Raw genomic sequence first — 17752 nt, forward strand, 5'->3', positions numbered from 1 at the left:
ATATGAAATTGCGCGCGCGCAGTCCATTCAGACGTAAAAAAGAGCATGCCCGATGGACACGCCCTTGATCCAGCTATTATCCAGTTACCGGCGCTTGCGGCTGTTCTTGATCAACGTCATGCGCCTTGAATGCCTAAGCCAAGAATAATATGATTTCAAATCGCGAAGCTCCATGGTTTCGGACATTCTCCCGAGGAAGGTGACGATGATCATCTTATGCAGCGGATTGCCCACCAGATCCGTTTCATTCTCCAAGTGAGAAAACTCAGCAACGACGACAAGGTCATCATCAATCAGATAAACATCTTCTTCATTTCGATAATAAGGGACGATGTCACCATTTTTAAGCTTTTCCCATAGAAAAGCACAGATTTCCTCCAGTGAGTTGTTTTCACTAGAAACACGATCACTCCATCTCAGCTTCGCATGATTCGTGATCACGACATCCGCTACTTTCTTGTCACCCAGCTGCACGAAGAATGGTTCGTAAGTACTCCATCTCCCCATTACTTTGTCTTTCATGATCACACCCCCTTTCCTACAAAAATGAGTCCGCGTACCTATTCCATGAATGTATGTAAGTTATAGTTTACTTGATTATAACTTTTTTTCCCATGTAAGAATATATAAAATTATTAATAAATATTTGTGAATTCATGAAAAAATGCTTATTATCTAAAAATTCAAAAAATAAAAAAAGCTTCTTCCGAAGCTTTCGTTTTGCACTACAGCCTCAAAGGGTGTAAAATCTAGTTTTGTCCGGTACTTCACTACTGTATTCGGTTTTGATTTCGTTGCGATACGACTTCTCTACTTTTTTGACGTAGGGCAGCTTAAGCAAGCTGCGAGTCGTTTCTTCAACTTTGCTTGCATGTATATAAAGAACCGCATAATTCATTTTCTTGGATATGTAATGAAGCGAACCGAATCTTTCCAAGTTTCTGGCGGCTTTAACATCATTAACCCAAATGATTAACCCGCTACGCTCAATCATCATGATTGCAACCTCTTTTCAATAATCCTAGTATGGAGTGATACCCTTACATGAAGCCTTCTAACACCATCGTCCGCGTGTACCGCGGGAACATAACGGAAAGTATTCACCGCGTTCATCTCGCGGTCGTTAATACCAAGGGCTCGCTGCTGCACGGCGCAGGCGACCCACAGCTCCTTACCTTCGCCCGTTCGACGGCGAAGCTCATTCAAGCGCTGCCGGTCATCGAGTCCGGCGCGGCGGATCATTTCGGCCTTGGTGAGGCCGAAATCGCTTTGTGCTGCGCTTCCCACAACGGGGAAGCTGAGCACGTGAGCGCTGCCCAAGGCATCTTGGGCAAGCTCGGTTTCCACCACGAGCACCTGCAGTGCGGTGCTCATGAGCCCTACCACGCGCCAACCGCACAGGCGATGCGCGAGCGGGGAGAAGCGCCGACCACGCTGCATAACAACTGCTCGGGCAAGCATTCAGGCATGCTGGCACTTTGTGCACACCTCGGTGCATCGCCGGATACATACATGAGCCTGCAGCATCCTGTGCAGCAGCTTATGCTCGAGGCGGTGTGCGCCATGTCGGACATTCCCAAATCGCAGATGGAGCTGGGGATCGACGGCTGCGGCGTGCCCGTATTCGGAATGCCCATCCATCATCTAGCCCTTGCATTCGCCCGCCTTGGAAGCCCGGAAGCGGTGCCTGAAGTCCGTGCAAACGCTTGCCAGAGAATCGTCGCCGCGGTGCGAAAATATCCTCAATTCCTAGCAGGCAGCGATCGCTTCGATACGCAGTTAATCGAAGCCACGCAAGGCCGAATCATCGGCAAAATGGGCGCTGAGGGTATTTTCGCACTAACGGTTCCCGATAAGGGGTTGGGTTTTGTGCTGAAGATTGAAGACGGTAATCAGCGAGCGTTATATCCTGCTGTCGTTGAAGCTCTGAAGCAATTAGATCTGCTTTCGGCATCCGAAGTCAGCAAGCTTGCTGCATTTCACACGCCTACCGTTCATAACTGGCAAGGAACCGAGGTCGGAATCATCCGCCCCGATTTCCAGTTGTAACATGGGTTAACCGCAATTGCCGCTGCAGCTTCCGCCGGAGGAACATCCTTTGCCGGTTGGCAGCGGGTTATTACTCGGAACTTTGATAGAATCAGATACGGCGTGAGCGATCGTCGTGGACACGGTGAACAGTAAATCGTCCAAGCGATCCTCCGCTTCTTTGAATCTGCGAACAGCCTCGACCTGATGCAACTTGTCCTGAACCTCGTTCACAGCAGCCAATGCTTCGTGATAGCTCGGGTGATAATGCCCGAAACGCTCGCATTCTTCGAAAGCATCTTTTTTCCTTGCAAAGACGGCTTTCAGCTCTTTCACTTCCGCACTGTTCTCAACAGCGTTCTTCCAATATAAATAATCTGCCACTTCAGCAGAGGAATTAATCATGTCACCCATGTCATAGGCCTGCATAAGGACGGCCGACATATCAATCGTTTCTGTTTCCATCGTCTGTAACATACCTATGTTCAACTTCCTTCCTCTTAAAGAGTATCTAACATCTCTACTATACCACAGTTCCTCAAGAGTTTCTTCCTTTTCTCTAGATATCCTTATCATTAATCCCCGGTAAAATCAATTTCATTTCCTCCCAATCCTCGCCAGACCATGCAATCTCTTGCAATTCTTCAAGTCCCTCCAGAATCCAACCTGTACGTTCTTCGCGCAAACTTCTAGGAATGATGAAGCGGTTCTGCCCTTCTTTACGCAGCTGTAAGCAGCTCTTCCATTCAATGGCCTTGCGAATCATTTCTTTACGCGTGGAACCATGGTAAGAACGAAAGTCTTGCAGCCAACTGGATGGGATATCCCTCATATCCGGGTACAAGTCATTTCTTTCAGGAAGCTCAGCATCCATCTCATATAGCTGGATGGAATCTCTGGAATAACATAAACCAGGCGTCTGATTACCATATGCACCCTTGGCGGCGTTGCTTCCCTGATCCTCCTCGTCTTTACGGCTGCTTTTAGGGTTATAGCCCATATTCTCTAAACATTTCGTAAGCTGAGGGAGCTGCGCTTTGGGCACGACAAAATCAGCCGCGCCGACACGTTCCCGAAGAAACGGCTGGCACTTCTCATTTCTAAGCAGGGCATCTGCAATGTCGTTCGATCGGCAGCGAAGCAGCGTTACCTCTTCAAAATGCACTTTGCCGGTCTGCTCGCCCCATTGCCGCAGCGTTACGGTTATTGGCTCAGGAATTTCATAATACGCATTCTCTTGCAGCATAGAGATGATCTCTTCACTACTTTGCCCCATTTCCCAGGCGCGATAAAAGCCTTCTTTTGTCATCCGATAAGTACGAACGTAATCCGTTTGCTTAAGGTCGGCAAACACCGCGATCTCCCATTCCGTTCGAAGCGTAGCATCTGGGAGCAGCAGAATTTCAAAATCGGGCTGCACATAAAGTGAAGAAGACTTCGATTGTTTTTCCGCAACATTGGATGAATCATCGCTGATTCCTGCTTCTGATTCCCATTCCTCCCTCCGTGAAATCAGCCAGCGAAACCATATACCGCCTTCTTTATCGGCAGCAAGCTCTATAAAACGGAAGATGGACAACGGCGCAATCCAACAAGAGAGGAGCGCACGCGAAAGAGAATCAGCTTCTTTCAGCTGATCGCATTCGGAGCAGCAGGCCATAATCGCTCCAACGATAGCATTCAGCTCAACCCAATGGCCTGTTTCCGCCCTCTCCATCCATGCTAAGCCATGTTGAAGCCAGACAGGTGCAGGAAGCTGCAGCTGCCGCCAAACGCCGTAAAGCGCCTTCTGTTGGCTCTCATAGCTGTCATCCAGCCATTTCAGGAAAACATCCTTGCACACAACTAGCTGATCACCCTGCCCCGAAATGAATCCCATCCGAATAGCCATTTCTAACATCAGTGCTGCACCATCATCGTAAATATCCCTGAATGCGTAGGTAATTCCCGCGGTGCGCAGCAGGTCATTCGGAAGCGTGAGATGCTGGGTAAGCTTTAAGATTTGCTTTTTATGTAATGTCCCTTTGTTCGTCAAGGGAAGTGAAGACTGCTGCGAACACGCTACCATAAAGTGAAAAAGCTGCTGGGCAAGACCTCGCGGATGCACGGTTGCTTCTTCCTCCTGCGAGCCAGTCGCTTGGGTAGCCCCCGCCGGCATTAATTCAAGCTTGCTATCATCCACCATAGTCTTAAGCTTTACGGAAGGAAAAAGCAGTCCCTGCCATGCCTCAAAAGCATCCTCAGGCAGCACAAAAAGCTGCTCCCCCCAGGCTTTGCGGAAAGCGGCAATAACGCCTGCCCGTCTAAGGCCTACCAGGCCAATGGCGACTTGCGCGCCGGCCATACGGAGACCCGCTTGCTTTTCAAGCGCAGCGTTTGTGAACGACTCGCAGCCGAATGCGCTAAGAATAAGACGGAGGGTATTTTTCTCATCTACTGACAATTGAGACAGCAGTCTTAAGAGATATTTCCGGTCCGTCAGCAGATCAGGCAGTGAAACTCCCTCTTTGATGTAAGATGAGCACCAGGTTTGGCTGGAAATAAGCTTCTTCAGGGCTTCCGGCATTCGACTTACGACATGCTCATATCTCATACTGTTCTCCTTTACAAACTTTCGTTTCAGGACTCCAACGCGTAATGCAATATTCATAACCTTGTTCAACCAGAAACAATTGACGCTTCATGGCAAAGTCCTGCTCTTTCGTATCCTCGCTGATGATGGAATAAAAGACGGCTGCATTCGCGCCGCTGCTTTTGGGGCGAAGAATGCGCCCCAGGCGCTGCGCTTCCTCTTGGCGTGACCCATAGCTGCCAGAAACCTGGATAGCCACCGCGGCATCCGGCAAATCAACGGCAAAATTAGCCACTTTGGAGACAATAAGCAGCGGCAGCTGCCCCTTTTTAAATTGATCATACAGCTCCTCTCTGTTTTCATAGGCCATTGAACCGCTGATCATCGGCGCGCCGGTGTGAGCTGAAATCTGCTCTAATTGATCAATATATTGGCCAATAATCAAAGTCGGTTCATCGGCATGGAGCCGCAGCAAATGGTCAATTACCTGTTGCTTGGCGCTATTTTCCCCGGCAATTCGGAATTGCTGTCTGGCGCTGGAAGCGCCGTACAGATCACGATCACTTTCGGAGAGCGGAACGCGCACTTCCTGACAGGTAACCTTAGCGATCCAACCTTGGGACTCCAATTCTTTCCATGCCATATCAAACTTCTTAGGCCCCACTAAAGAGAATACATCTTCCTCTCGGCCATCTTCTCTGATTAGCGTAGCGGTCAACCCGAGTCTGCGGGTCGCCTGAATGTCCGCTGTAGCGCGGAAAACAGGAGCAGGGAGAAGATGCACCTCATCATAAATAATAAGCCCCCATTCTCTCTCGCTGAACAAACGCATATGAGCGAAGTCGTCTTCTTTTTTTCCACGATGTGTCAGGATTTGATACGTTGCAATAGTGACTGGCCTTACGTCCTTTGTTGTTCCGTTATATTCGCCGACTTGGTCTTCGCCCAGCCCTGTTTTGCTCAAAATTTCCCGCTTCCACTGCTTTACGGATGTGACATTCGACGTAAGAATCAACGTGGCACAGCTGCATCTTGCCATAGCGGCGATACCAATCACCGTTTTACCTGCCCCGCAAGGCAGCACAAGAACACCGCTTCCCCCTTCTCCGATGCGATGGAAGGCATCCACGGCACTCTTTTGATAGTCGCGCAGCTGAAAAGGCTCTTCCACTGTTTCTTCGTCACGCAGCTGGATCGGAAGAAATTCACCGCTCCGGTATGCGGCCAAATCTTCAACCGGAAAGCCGAGTTTGGTTAATTCCTGCTTCAACACGCCGCGATATGCCGGCGAAATAGCAATAGCCCGCTCGCCGCGGGTATCTTCTAAATATTTTTTCAGCGAATCGTACGTTAGAATTTCTCTTAGTATGACTGTATCATCACTGACGAGATAGAGCTCGTTGCCGACGTCTTCCATGCGTAACAAGCCATAGCGATTTGCATATTTACGAATCCCGCTTAGCACAGAGGACGGTACGCCGAATTTCGCATTTTGCTGCAAACAAGCTGACATTTGTTCGATCGGCATCCCGGCAGCCGTTGCATTCCACAGCGATAACGGTGTAATCCGGTACATATGGAGATGCTCAGGGCTTTTGATGAGATCCGCAAAACGGGATAGAACCCCCCGAACGGACTCGAATTCGGGATGATGCGTCTCCAATAAGACTGACAAATCGCTTTGTACGATCAGAGGACGAGTAGGATCTACTTTCACTGGTTGCCATCTCCTTTCACACTAGTATGAAAGGAAAGGACTGGATTTAAACCTATCTGGCCTGTCTGTTTTATTCATAAAAAAGCAAAACGGGCAGCCCGGCGACGATCGCCGGACTACCCGTTTGATAATTTCTATTCAACACGAACTGCTTTCTCCTGTGCAAGCAAGCAGAGCTCTGCTGCTTTGAACGTATGCGCCTGCGTCATCGCATTCTCCGTGCGATTGATGCAATCAAGGATCAATTGGCCAAAGAAAGGAAACCCTACTTGTCCATGAAGACTATAGTGTTTCTCGCCTTGCTGATTGACCAGGTACAACTGATCTCCTTGCGGGTCGCGCGCGATGTCAATATATTTACGAAGCTCAATATACCCTTCTGTTCCCAGAATCAGCGTACGTCCGTCGCCCCATGTTCCAAGACCGCTCGGTGTCAGCCAGTCCACACGGAAATAGTTGGTCGCGCCGTTATCCCCAACAAGTGTAGCGTCACCGAAATCCTCCAGCTCCGGATAATCCTTCGCATGGTAGTTCGCGACTTTACTGCTTACCACGGTAGCATCTTTGCATCCCGCATAATGCAGAAATTGCTCAATTTGATGAGAGCCGATATCACACAGAATACCGCCGTACTTATCTTTTTTGAAAAACCAATCCGGTCGGCCAGCAGCACCCAATCGGTGCGGCCCAAGCCCGATTACCTGAACAACGCGCCCGATAGCGCCTTCTTCGATCAATTGGCCGGCAAACACAGCGCTTTCTACATGCAAACGTTCGCTGAAGTAAACCGCATACTTACGGCCAGTCTCTTCTACCTTAGCTTTGGCAGCAGCAAGTTGATCCAACGAAGTGAATGGCGTTTTGTCTGTAAAGTAGTCTTTACCATTCTCCATCGCCCGGATACCTAACGGTCCACGCTCGGATGGAATTGCAGCCGCAGCAATCAGCTTAACTTCCGCGTCATCGAAAATTTCTTGCTCCGAAGAGGCTGCTTTAGCCTGCGGGTATTTCGCAATAAAAGCTGCTACTTTCGCAGGATCTTGGTCGTAGACCCATTTCAGTTCTGCTCCAGCTTCCAATAAACCATTACACATCCCATAGATATGACCATGATCTAAGGCAATTGCTGCGAAGACGAACTCACCTTTTTGCACGACGATGTTCGGTTTACCTTTTGGTGCATAATTCATTCCATCGCTTTTTTGCATATCCGAATTCCTCCACGATCGTACCCATGTATCGATAGGGTCAAATGGTTAGTCTTATTTATCTTGAAGCGGAAACATCGAAAGTCTTATAGCCAGCTTCCTTGTTAACGGTGGAATTTTTGATTTTGTCCTGCAAATGTTGTTCGAACAGGTCTTCGTTAATCGGCAGATCCACCCAGTTGTCTGTCCACGTGGACAACAGCATCGCATTGGAAAGCATTAAGCCTTTGATGCCTTCTTCTCCTGGAGCGACAAGCGGTGTGCCGTGAAGGATCGCATCAACGAAGTTTTGAGTAATTCCCATGTGGCTTGTTTCTTTGCCTTCGATTGGGATATCGATTTTCCAGCATTCCGGTTGACCGAATCCGCCTTTGAATGTTTCGTTAAATTCTCTTTCGGAAACGCGCAAACGCCAGAATGTCAGCTTGCCGTCTTCAATAACAATTTTGCCGCGATCACCGGAAATTTCAAAACGATTTGTTCCCGGAGCTTCCCCTGTTGTCGTAACGAACAACCCTGTCGCGCCGTTCTCGTACTCAACGAATGCTGTTACATCATCTTCTACCTCGATATTGCGGTGTTTCCCGAAGTAACAGAACGCGCGAACACGCTTCGGCATCATGTCAATCGTCCACTGCCACAAATCAAGCTGATGCGGATCCTGGTTAATTAGAACACCGCCGCCTTCGCCAGCCCATGTTGCGCGCCAGCCGCCTGAATCGTAATAGCTTTGGGATCTGTACCAGTTCGTAATGATCCAGTTCGTTCTGCGGATTTCACCAAGTTCACCGGATTCCACCAGATCTTTGAGCTTTTTATATAAAGGATTTGTACGTTGGTTGTACATCATGCTGAAGATTTTGCCTGACTCTTTAGCCGCTTCATTCATTTGGCGTACTTGTTTCGTATATACGCCTGCCGGTTTCTCACACAGAACATGAAGTCCAGCTTTAAAAGCTTTTATCGCTACTTCGGGATGATCATAGTGTGGAGTCGCAATCAGTACGCTATCAATAGCGCCTGAGTTCAGAAATGCGTCTAGATTGTCGAATAATTGGATGTCCTGACCTAGGTTTTCTTTCGCCCATTCCAAGCGATCCGCTCTGAATTCACATATAGCTGTCAATTCAGCGCCTTTTACTTCGTTTTTCACCAAATATTTGGCATGTCCAGTTCCCATGTTGCCCAGACCGATAATACCAATCCTAACTTTCTCCATATGTACTCACCTTTTTCTTGTCAGATTCACAATTAATTGAACACGTTACCAATGTAGCATATTTCAGCAGTTCGCATCTTGTCGCAGATTGACCACCTTATTGCGAACTTTGACAGATCCGTGCTTTCGCCAAGTAAAAAGGACCGGATGCCCGGTCCAAAATACGCAGATTACTCCTTTATCTTGTTAATCCTTTATCTTGCTCCAACCGGCGTTTTGTCGGAAGAGATTTTGCCGAGTGCTTGGCCGGCTTCATCTTCGAAGCTGCCGCGCACAGCCAGATCTCCGATGGCTACGATGCCAACGAGCTCGCCGTTCTCAACAACCGGCAGCCGCCGGATTTGATTTTTCGCCATAATCTTGGCTGCTTCTTCAATAGAAGTATTCGGATCTATCGTCGCAATATCCTTCGTAATTACCTTCTCAACGGCTGTAGAACCTGAATGTTTTTCCGCATATCCGCGGACGACCAAATCACGGTCGGTTACAACACCAATGAGCTTTTTACCGTCAACAACGGCAACAAATCCGATATCGTGTTGTTTCATTTTCAAAGCAATTTCAAATACATTATCCTGCAAAGTCACTGTCACGCAATCTTTACTCATAATATCCCGAACTGTTTTCCCAGCCATGTCCACGATCCCTCCCTTAGAGTTGTCTTACAGACATAGCATTCTCCAAAGGATGGACGGCATTCATGCCATATAATCCAAAGCCATTCCAAGCAGCAAATTAGCCGAATTCAGCATAGACTTCTCATCGATATCAAATTTGGGATGATGATGCGGATGGATAATCCCCGCTTCGACATTGCCCGCTCCAACAAACATGTAACAGCCCGGCCGATGATGCAAATAATAAGAGAAGTCTTCTCCGGCCATAATAAGTGGAGATTCCTGTGTAGCTTCTGCCCCAAATAATGCAGCACCTACCTTAAAGAATCGACTAGCTTCATTCGCGTCATTCACTACCGTTGGATAGCCCAGCTTGTAATCAATTTCGTAAGCAGCTCCATACATTTCGCAAGTGGACTGCACGATCCGTTCGATGCGCTGCTTGACATCTTGTCGAAGCTCTGCATTAAAAGTTCTAACAGTCCCGCTTAACGCACTTGTTTCTGCAATGACGTTGAAGCTCGTCCCTCCGTGAAAGGAGCCGATACTCACAACGCATGGTTCAATCGGATCCACTTGACGGCTTACAATCGATTGCAGGTTCACAACTAATTGTGAAGCAACATAGATGCTGTCAATGGTTTGATGCGGCAAGCCGCCGTGGCCGCCTTTCCCTTGAATCTGGATGGTAAATTCATCGGGAGCTGCCATTAATGGACCCGCTTTGGAATAAACATGGCCGACTGGGAACGGTGTCCACAAATGTACGCCAAACACAGCATCAACACCTTCAAGCGCTCCATCTTGGATCATGGCATCCGCCCCGCCAGGGGTGATTTCTTCAGCGTGCTGGAACAGGAAAACCAAATTGCCCTTCAGCTCCGCCCGGCGCTTACTTGCAACCTTGGCAATCCCGAGCAGCGTAGAGGTGTGGGCATCATGGCCGCATGCATGCATAACCCCTTTGGTCAGCGATGCATATGTGCAGTTTTTCTCATCTTGAATAGGAAGAGCATCCATATCGGCTCGCAGAGCAACGGTTGGTCCGGCTTCGCCGCCGCGAAGAAGCCCGACAACGCCATTGCCGCCAACGCCTTGACGGACTTCAATGTCCCAACTGCGAAGGTGGGTTGCTACGAAATCAGCCGTCTGGTACTCATGGAAGGAGAGTTCAGGGTTTTGATGCAGATAGCGCCTCCAACCAACCATTTCTTCATAAATGGCTTGTAAGTCCGCTTGAAAATCAATCATAGATAACTCCTCCGCTCATCCTTATATGTAGGTATTTCATATTGTGCCTAAGTGATTGAACCTATTCTACCAAATTAATGCGCCAGTTTCATCTCCAAAGTGCCATCAAATATTAGAAATTAGACAAAGCTATCGACTTGCAGAACCATTGGAAACATACTATCATGAATAAAGAATGCATACGTACAATATGGAGGCGTTATAAGTGATTATTGAAGCAACTGGCTTAAAAGGCTTAAAAAGCGATCTGGCTCACCTCGATGAAGTAACGACGAAGCTAGGTTTCGTGCGCTGGCAGTGGGAATACACTCGTGCTACTTATGATTTCAAAATGGAAGATAAAGCAAGTAAATCCGTGTACTTCTTGCGTGTAAATGCACGTGTAGAATCCGGCAAACTGGAATCCCCTTACGCTATTTTGTTTCTAGAGGATGCATACATAGGCAGAGAAACATTCCCGCATGGTTTGGACTACGATTCACCAATTCCTGAATCCGTGCTCAAACTTTCCAAGCAAAAATTGGATCAGTTGAAGCAAGCATTAGCGGACTAGGCGAGGATACAGCATGAATCCACCTCGAAGAGGAACGCCGGATTTTCTGCTGCTTCTATTAACCTTTGTGCTTGTATGCTTCGGTCTGGCCATGGTTTTCAGTGCAAGCTCGATGACAAGCGCTTATTATGGAGATCCCTGGGCATTCACGAAAAAACAGTTAATCGCAGTCGGGATTGGAACCATCGGCATGCTCTTTTGCATGAATCTCCATTACACGAAGCTCAAAAAGCTTGTCATCCCAGCGTTCTTCTTTATCGTGATTGCCCTAATCTTCGTTATCTTCACAACCAAAGCAAACGGAGCCAGCAGTTGGTACACGCTTGGTAAATTCGGAATTCAGCCCACAGAGTTCGCCAAGTTGATTGTCATTCTGTATTTGGCTTCGTTAATCAGCAATAAGGAGGAGAATTTCCGCAATTTCAAAAAGGGGCTTCTCCCCGCCTTGATTGTTGTCGGATTCGTCTGTTTCCTGATCATGCTTCAGCCGGATCTTGGTTCATGCATGATTCTTTTTATTTGTTCGGCCATCGTGATTATGGTTGGCGGCTCCAATTTGAAGCACATTTTCATGTTGGGGACAAGCTTCCTTACCCTTGGTGCAATCGGCGTAGCCCTTTATATGTTAAAAGGCGGCTCCGATGGCAACAACTATCGAATTGACCGTTTGACTTCGTTTATGGATCCTTTCTCGGACCCCCAAGGTGCCGGACATCAAGTGGTCCAGTCCTTATACGCATTTGGACACGGCGGCTTTCGAGGGGCTGGCTTCGGACAAGGCATCCAGAAACTGCACTACTTGCCTGAGGCCCATAACGATTTTATTTTTGCCATTATCGGTGAGGAATTAGGATTTATAGGAAGCTCTCTATTTATTCTTCTTTTCATTTTCTTCATTTGGCGGGGTATCCTTGTTGCCGTTCGCAGTCCGGATATGTTCGGCATGCTAGCAGGGGTAGGAATTATGGTGATGTTCGGCTTTCAAGCCTTTGTTAATATCGGAGGCGTCACAGGAACCATTCCCCTAACCGGGGTAACCCTCCCCTTTATATCAGCCGGAGGATCTTCCATGATGGTCTCTCTGATCAGTATGGGCATTATACTTAGCATATCTCGAGAACAAATACGCAAAGAAGAACCAGCTACCAAAAAAAGACCCTAATCGACACGAAATTCGATTGGGTCTTTTTTTTATTTTACACGAAGAGGATCGTCTGCAAGTTCTTCTTCTCTGAAAGCAACGCCTTCTACTTTAACGTTCACTTCAACCACATTTAAACCTGTCATATTCTCGACAGCTTCCCGAACGTTCTCTTGGAGATCCCTGCATACATCCTGAATACGGGAACCGTAATTGACGATAACGCGTAAATCGATGGCAGCTTCCACTTGACCTACCTCTACTGATACGCCTCGTTGCACGTTTTTACCGCTCAAGCGCTTAGCTAAGCCTTCTGAAATGCCGCCAGACATTCCTGCTATGCCAGCCGTTTCAAGAGCTGCTAGACCTGCTATTGTGGATACTACATCATCAGAAATACGAATTAAACCGGTTTGATTGTCTTCGGACATATGGATCAACTCCTAATATAGGGTTCTTTGAATGGAATGCCAAACTTCTCCACTCTGGTATAAATCTATTGTAATAAGTTCAATAGATGAAAGCAAGAACTGCCGCAAATGTCCAAATCGAATTTACTTTATCAGGCAAAGTGGGTATAGTAAAAAGAAGTAAAAAAGTTCCAATATTTGAAGAGTCGGAGGGTGTACATTGAAAGGTAAATTGTTTTATGCGGGTTTAATCATTTCTTTTGTATTGACAGGGATTGCACACTACATGCATATGGATACAACCCTGCAATTCGTCATTGCCTGTATCGCGATTATTTTTGTCGCCGGGTTCCTAGGCAAAGCGACTGAAAGTGTGGCCCATTATGCTGGCGAACGGGTAGGTGGATTTCTTAACGCCACGTTTGGCAACGCAGCAGAGCTAATCATCGCCATCTTCCTTGTGAAGGACGGCTTGTACGATATCGTGAAGGCCAGCCTTACCGGGGCTATCATCGGGAATCTCCTGCTGGTGCTCGGGCTTAGTATTTTTGCAGGAGGACTTAAGTTCAAAGAGCAGTCGTTTAACGTAAAGCTGGCTTCCCACAACTCGTCTTTGATGATTCTCGGCGTCGTGGCGCTTTTCATTCCAGCGATTTTTACGGGAGGATTAACGTCTAAAGAAACTTCGACGATGAGCATGATCGTAGCGATTTTACTCATAGTCGCCTACTTGCTCTGGCTGTTGTTCTCCATGGTTACCCACAAAAGCATACTTTCCGATGCATCCATTGAGCACGGCGAGGCTGCTTGGTCCAAAACTACATCTATTCTCTTCCTGGTGCTATCCACCGTCATGGTTGCTTTCACGAGTGAATGGCTGGTTGGCACCTTGGAGGAAGTGACACATAAATTCGGATTCTCGGAGCTCTTTGTCGGGGCCTTCCTCGTAGCGATTATCGGGAACGCAGCTGAACACAGCGCAGCCGTTATGATGGCCATGAAAAATAAAATGGGTGCAGCCGTTGAAATTGCCATCGGCAGCTCCTTGCAAATTGCGCTATTCGTAGCTCCAGTGCTAGTGTTGGTCAGCTTCTTCATGAGCGGCACGCCAATGAATATCGTCTTCACAACCTATGAAATCGCCGCCATCGGGGTCGCCGTCTTCATCACCAAATCCATCACACAGGATGGTTCAACCAATTGGTATGAAGGTCTCCTCCTGCTCTTTGTCTACATCATCCTGGGCGTCGTATTCTTCCTCGTCTAACATTCGTGTATCACCTCTACATATGCCAAACAAAAAAAGTAACCCGAATGATGGGTTACTTTTTGTTATTCAGCGCTTCATATAGCTGAGCAAGGTTACGTTCAAGCTTGCTGAGAATTTGCTTGCCAGGCATCTCGGAAATAAGTCCCGCACGAATGGCAAAATCAATTTCTCTAGACAGACCGTACATTTGCGTATCTAGAACCTCTTCATACAACGGGCATTGACGTGTTGTCAAATTTTCCATTTGTACTTCGATCAGCTTTTCGATTTTATCTGCATCTTCTTGAAGAAGATTAAGCGCTTTTTGATTCATGTCCAACAACAGATCAGATGAAGACATTCCACTTCCCCCTATACGCATAGTCATCCGTCCTTATATGTATCTATATTAAGCGAAATTGCTCCAATATACAAGAGAAGGTACCCTCAGAGATTCTGAGAGTACCTTCATCAGGCATTCATCTAGTCTTCTACAACATTAACCCCTAGATCATGCTTAGCGAAAACTTCGGCCATAGCGACTTTCGCTTCTTGCTCATCTGGACCGTGAACGTGCAAATCATATTTGCTGGAGCTAAGCAGAGTTGTGAACAACCCCAAAATACTTTTCACATCGATATACTTATTATCATATTGGAGAACGATGGATGATCTAAATTTATTAGCTGTTTGTGAAATTTCAACAATTGCGGCGTTATTAGCACTTGGCATATTTCATTCCTCCATTTATTTGCATATGAGTTGGTCGCCTTGCTTTCTATATGATAACTTGGATAGGTGACAAAGCGCAACTAGAAAATTTCCTTCATTCTCCAACAATTTTTATTTCGATTTGGGTGCCAGCACCTTCTTCACACCATTACCAACAAGAATTAAGACGACAAAGATTCCGAGCAGAAGGAGAAGTCTTCCTTTATATTTGTGAAAATGAAATAAATCGTGAGCAATCATGGATTCTAAAAAAACGATGGGAAGTTTCCCAATGACAGTGCCCCATAGAAATTGAGTGAATCGTACTCGAGTGAGTCCTGCAGCAAAGTTAATTGCCGATGACGGTAAAATCGGAATCAATCTCCCTAAAAGTACATAGACAAATCCACGCTGCTCCATGCGGCGGCTGAACTGAGTAACAAGCGGAAATCGTTCTAATTTCTTCTCTACCCAAGCATGTCCATAATAACGAGCAAAATAAAAAGAGGCAATTGCTCCTAGGCAAGACATGATATAGTTGACCAAAAACCCTACTTTAATCCCAAAAAGCGCAACATTCGTCCCGGCTACCAGCACAAAAGGAATAAACGGGAAAAAAGTTTGAGCAAATATCAAAGCCATGCCGATGATTTTGCCGGGCCAACCAAGATCATTCAAATGATCTGACAGCTGCCTCATATTGCTGTGAGCAAGTTTAATGCCTATGTGGTTAAAGAAGAAAAAATAAACCAAAAAACCGACTAAAATGATAATAAGTAGAATTGAAAGTATCCGCTTTCTGTTAGCCACTGACAAATTTCGACCATCCTTCCCTTAACCAAACCATTGTATCATGTTACCGTTAGTTCAGGAAGAGAAAAGTAGGGTAAAAGCATGCGTGTCTGAAGCTAGTCTACCCTTTTTTTGCAACGTTATGAAAAGCAAAAACCACCTATCTATGGATAAGTGGTTTTTGTGAAAAGCTAGCCGACTTTAATTTGATTACGCCCACTGTTTTTAGCTTGATACAGCGCCATGTCGGCCCGATAGAACAAGGATTCAACGCTAATCTTATCCTCTTCCCAGTTCCAATCGGATACCCCGCAGGAAACAGTCACTTGCGGACTGGTTTCCTTAAGAACTCTTGTACGTATGCGCTCTGCAATGCGAATCGTCTGATCTTTGGCGACTTGAGGCAAGTATACAGCGAGCTCTTCACCGCCCCATCTGGCCGCGATGTCGCTCTCGCGAATACAAGTCTTAATTATTTGACTCACCTGAATCAATATTTTGTCGCCAATTTGATGGCCATGCGTATCATTAATACGTTTGAAATTATCGATATCAACAACGATTAGCGAACCGCAGAAGTCCTTCTTTTGCAGCAAATTCGCTTGCTCATCCAAATAGTGACGCGCATAAAGGCCGGTTAAATTGTCCGTGATAACCATCCGTTTCACTTCCGCATGCAAAGAGGCATTCGTCATGGCTAAACCGATATGTCCGGAAAGCACTTGCAATAATTTATAGTTATCGTAGGAAAAGAAATTCGGCTTGTTATGCGCCACGAGAATGACACCCTCTACACGGCCATTCACTAAAATAGGTGATCCGATGAGCGATCTGGCGTTGCTTAACTGCATGAATTTCGACTTCACCTTATTGGTTGCCAGATAATCTGAAATGATAACAGCTTCTTTCGTCCTCCAAATTTGCCCGGAGAAGCCTTGGTCCATCGTAAAAGTCTCATGGAACAACGCAGGCAAGTTCGTGGCTTGCAGAATTAATTTGTCCGAATCTTGATCCGTTTGCAAAATGCAGCAAAAATCGGCTCCAAAGATGCTTAAAATCTCACTGGAAGCCGAGCTGAAAATTTCGTTCAACCGCAAGCTCTGGTTAAGTTGCTTGGTAATTTCATTAATTAAGCGAAGCTCATTAATCATGACGTTCGACTGCTCATACAGTTTCGCATTCTCGAAAGCCGAACCTGCCGTATCGGCGAGCATTGAAATAAATTGCAAATCGGTGGCATGAATCAAATCATGCTCAAATTGCATATATAAAACGCCATACACGCCCTGCTTACCGGATAATGGCGCCGCTACTTTCCCTGTACTTGGCCCTTCGCTGCCCTTCGACGGCTCAAAGACCACAGTGCTTTCCATAAAGGCGCGCGTACAAATGTCATTCTCAATACTTTGAAAATTCAAGGGCTTAACGGACAGATTCGTTGAATCATTATCTTGCGAGAGCAGCAGATCGACTTGAATATGCGGGTACACGCGGTACATGCATTCAATTGCCTCCGTCAGTACCGAGTCAACATCAATTTTGGCATGCAGCTTTTTAGAGGCTTCAAACAAGATGTCATGCTTTTTAAAATCAAGTTCTCTTTGCTGATTTTGCAGCAACAGTTGGTCATATCGTCGACGATCCTCAATGCTTTGTACACAGCTATGAAAGGATATCGACAAGGTGTAAAGCAATTGAATAAGTCCGTTAGTCTCTGTAAGAAAATGGGAGAATAGTCCCAGATAGGCAATGGGTTGTTTTTGTGAGTCCAAGACCGGAATGGCGGCAGCATACATCGAACTCTGCCTTGAAACATCCAGTTCTTCGCCAGACATCACATGTAATCGAGGAATGGCTAAACACCTGGATAGAGGATTCTCCTCTCGTTCAGCAAAGTTCCAAGACACTCCTGTCTGCGAGTATTCCTCCATAAACGGGGCGTTATTTAAACAAGCGTTAATGACACGAAGATCCCTATTTACGCACAACAATGCGGTTTGATGCGGTAGCATCGCTTGTCCAAATTGATAAACCCAATACTCAAATGCATCTTGCAGCGCTTGATCCGTATTGAATTCTCCATTGGAAAAGTTGCTAGGAAGAACAAGTCCTTGCCGAAGAAACTCTTCGAAGTGCTCTGCCGAACTATGTTGTTTCATACTACGAAGCGGTTCACTCATAGGCTCTCCTCACTAACAAACTATAGTTCTTTTGATCCAGGCTAACATGTTACCTCATTTATCATACTATTTTTCGACTGTTATTGCACGATATTTTAGATTTG

General features: G+C 46.5%; 18 protein-coding genes. 4 read left to right on the top strand and 14 right to left on the bottom strand.

Annotated features, from left to right (window positions below; all coding sequences use genetic code 11):
- Positions 1–84: 84 nt before the first annotated feature.
- Positions 85–522: a hypothetical protein gene (locus ACKTT9_RS23390; RefSeq protein ID WP_127452184.1), complete on the bottom strand. Its 438-nt coding sequence runs from the start codon at positions 520–522 to the stop codon at positions 85–87.
- 211 nt (positions 523–733) lie between these two features.
- Entirely contained in the window at positions 734–997 is a 264-nt protein-coding gene (locus tag ACKTT9_RS23395) for a YlbG family protein (protein ID WP_127452182.1), read from the bottom strand.
- 47 nt (positions 998–1044) lie between these two features.
- Between ACKTT9_RS23395 and ACKTT9_RS23400 the strand changes: the two genes are divergently transcribed.
- Positions 1045–2049 (top strand): asparaginase, encoded by a 1005-nt coding sequence (locus ACKTT9_RS23400; RefSeq protein WP_407867822.1) that lies wholly within the window; start codon positions 1045–1047, stop codon positions 2047–2049.
- A 6-nt stretch (positions 2050–2055) separates the two neighbouring features.
- Here ACKTT9_RS23400 and ACKTT9_RS23405 read toward each other — a convergent pair whose 3' ends face one another.
- From ACKTT9_RS23405 to ACKTT9_RS23435, 7 genes are all read right to left on the bottom strand, one after another.
- Positions 2056–2505: a YlbF family regulator gene (locus tag ACKTT9_RS23405; RefSeq protein ID WP_127452411.1), complete on the bottom strand. Its 450-nt coding sequence runs from the start codon at positions 2503–2505 to the stop codon at positions 2056–2058.
- 82 nt (positions 2506–2587) lie between these two features.
- The gene (locus ACKTT9_RS23410) at positions 2588–4621 is read right to left on the bottom strand and encodes a helicase-associated domain-containing protein (RefSeq protein ID WP_407867823.1); all 2034 of its coding nucleotides are present in this window, start codon (positions 4619–4621) and stop codon (positions 2588–2590) included.
- Positions 4611–6317, bottom strand: coding sequence for a DNA repair helicase XPB (locus tag ACKTT9_RS23415; RefSeq protein WP_407867824.1), 1707 nt, complete (start codon positions 6315–6317; stop codon positions 4611–4613). Before ACKTT9_RS23415 ends, ACKTT9_RS23410 begins: the two co-directional genes overlap by 11 nt.
- 134 nt (positions 6318–6451) lie before the next feature.
- On the bottom strand, positions 6452–7525 hold the full coding sequence (locus ACKTT9_RS23420) for a Gfo/Idh/MocA family protein (RefSeq protein ID WP_407867825.1): 1074 nt from the start codon (positions 7523–7525) through the stop codon (positions 6452–6454).
- Between the two features lie 58 nt (positions 7526–7583).
- On the bottom strand, positions 7584–8744 hold the full coding sequence (locus ACKTT9_RS23425) for a Gfo/Idh/MocA family protein (protein ID WP_407867826.1): 1161 nt from the start codon (positions 8742–8744) through the stop codon (positions 7584–7586).
- Positions 8745–8938: 194 nt separating this feature from the next.
- On the bottom strand, positions 8939–9379 hold the full coding sequence (locus tag ACKTT9_RS23430; protein ID WP_407867827.1) for a CBS domain-containing protein: 441 nt from the start codon (positions 9377–9379) through the stop codon (positions 8939–8941).
- Between the two features lie 63 nt (positions 9380–9442).
- Entirely contained in the window at positions 9443–10612 is a 1170-nt protein-coding gene (locus ACKTT9_RS23435; RefSeq protein ID WP_407867828.1) for a M20 family metallopeptidase, read from the bottom strand.
- Between the two features lie 205 nt (positions 10613–10817).
- On the opposite strand from ACKTT9_RS23435, the gene ACKTT9_RS23440 reads away from it, so the two are divergent.
- The gene (locus ACKTT9_RS23440) at positions 10818–11165 is read left to right on the top strand and encodes a YugN family protein (protein WP_181646160.1); all 348 of its coding nucleotides are present in this window, start codon (positions 10818–10820) and stop codon (positions 11163–11165) included.
- 13 nt (positions 11166–11178) lie between these two features.
- Positions 11179–12327 carry a putative lipid II flippase FtsW gene (gene ftsW, locus ACKTT9_RS23445; RefSeq protein ID WP_407867829.1) on the top strand — a complete coding sequence of 383 codons (1149 nt, stop codon included), beginning with the start codon at positions 11179–11181 and terminating at the stop codon, positions 12325–12327.
- A gap of 29 nt (positions 12328–12356) precedes the next feature.
- Here the strand turns inward: ftsW and ACKTT9_RS23450 are convergent, their stop codons facing one another.
- Positions 12357–12737, bottom strand: coding sequence for an Asp23/Gls24 family envelope stress response protein (locus ACKTT9_RS23450; protein WP_127452164.1), 381 nt, complete (start codon positions 12735–12737; stop codon positions 12357–12359).
- A gap of 199 nt (positions 12738–12936) precedes the next feature.
- Here ACKTT9_RS23450 and cax point away from each other — a divergent pair, with 199 nt between their 5' ends.
- Positions 12937–13983: a calcium/proton exchanger gene (cax, locus tag ACKTT9_RS23455; protein ID WP_407867830.1), complete on the top strand. Its 1047-nt coding sequence runs from the start codon at positions 12937–12939 to the stop codon at positions 13981–13983.
- A 55-nt stretch (positions 13984–14038) separates the two neighbouring features.
- Here the strand turns inward: cax and ACKTT9_RS23460 are convergent, their stop codons facing one another.
- The 4 genes from ACKTT9_RS23460 to ACKTT9_RS23475 form a co-directional block, all read right to left on the bottom strand.
- On the bottom strand, positions 14039–14326 hold the full coding sequence (locus tag ACKTT9_RS23460) for a YlaN family protein (RefSeq protein ID WP_056833125.1): 288 nt from the start codon (positions 14324–14326) through the stop codon (positions 14039–14041).
- A gap of 122 nt (positions 14327–14448) precedes the next feature.
- Positions 14449–14697: an HPr family phosphocarrier protein gene (locus ACKTT9_RS23465; protein WP_127452161.1), complete on the bottom strand. Its 249-nt coding sequence runs from the start codon at positions 14695–14697 to the stop codon at positions 14449–14451.
- Positions 14698–14808: 111 nt separating this feature from the next.
- Positions 14809–15354: a TVP38/TMEM64 family protein gene (locus ACKTT9_RS23470; RefSeq protein WP_268597379.1), complete on the bottom strand. Its 546-nt coding sequence runs from the start codon at positions 15352–15354 to the stop codon at positions 14809–14811.
- A 305-nt stretch (positions 15355–15659) separates the two neighbouring features.
- Positions 15660–17648 carry a diguanylate cyclase gene (locus ACKTT9_RS23475; protein ID WP_407867831.1) on the bottom strand — a complete coding sequence of 663 codons (1989 nt, stop codon included), beginning with the start codon at positions 17646–17648 and terminating at the stop codon, positions 15660–15662.
- Positions 17649–17752 lie beyond the last annotated feature (104 nt).

This window comes from Paenibacillus sp. P36 (assembly GCF_045866505.1).
In the GTDB taxonomy this organism is placed as follows: Bacteria; Bacillota; Bacilli; order Paenibacillales; family NBRC-103111; genus Paenibacillus_E; species Paenibacillus_E chondroitinus.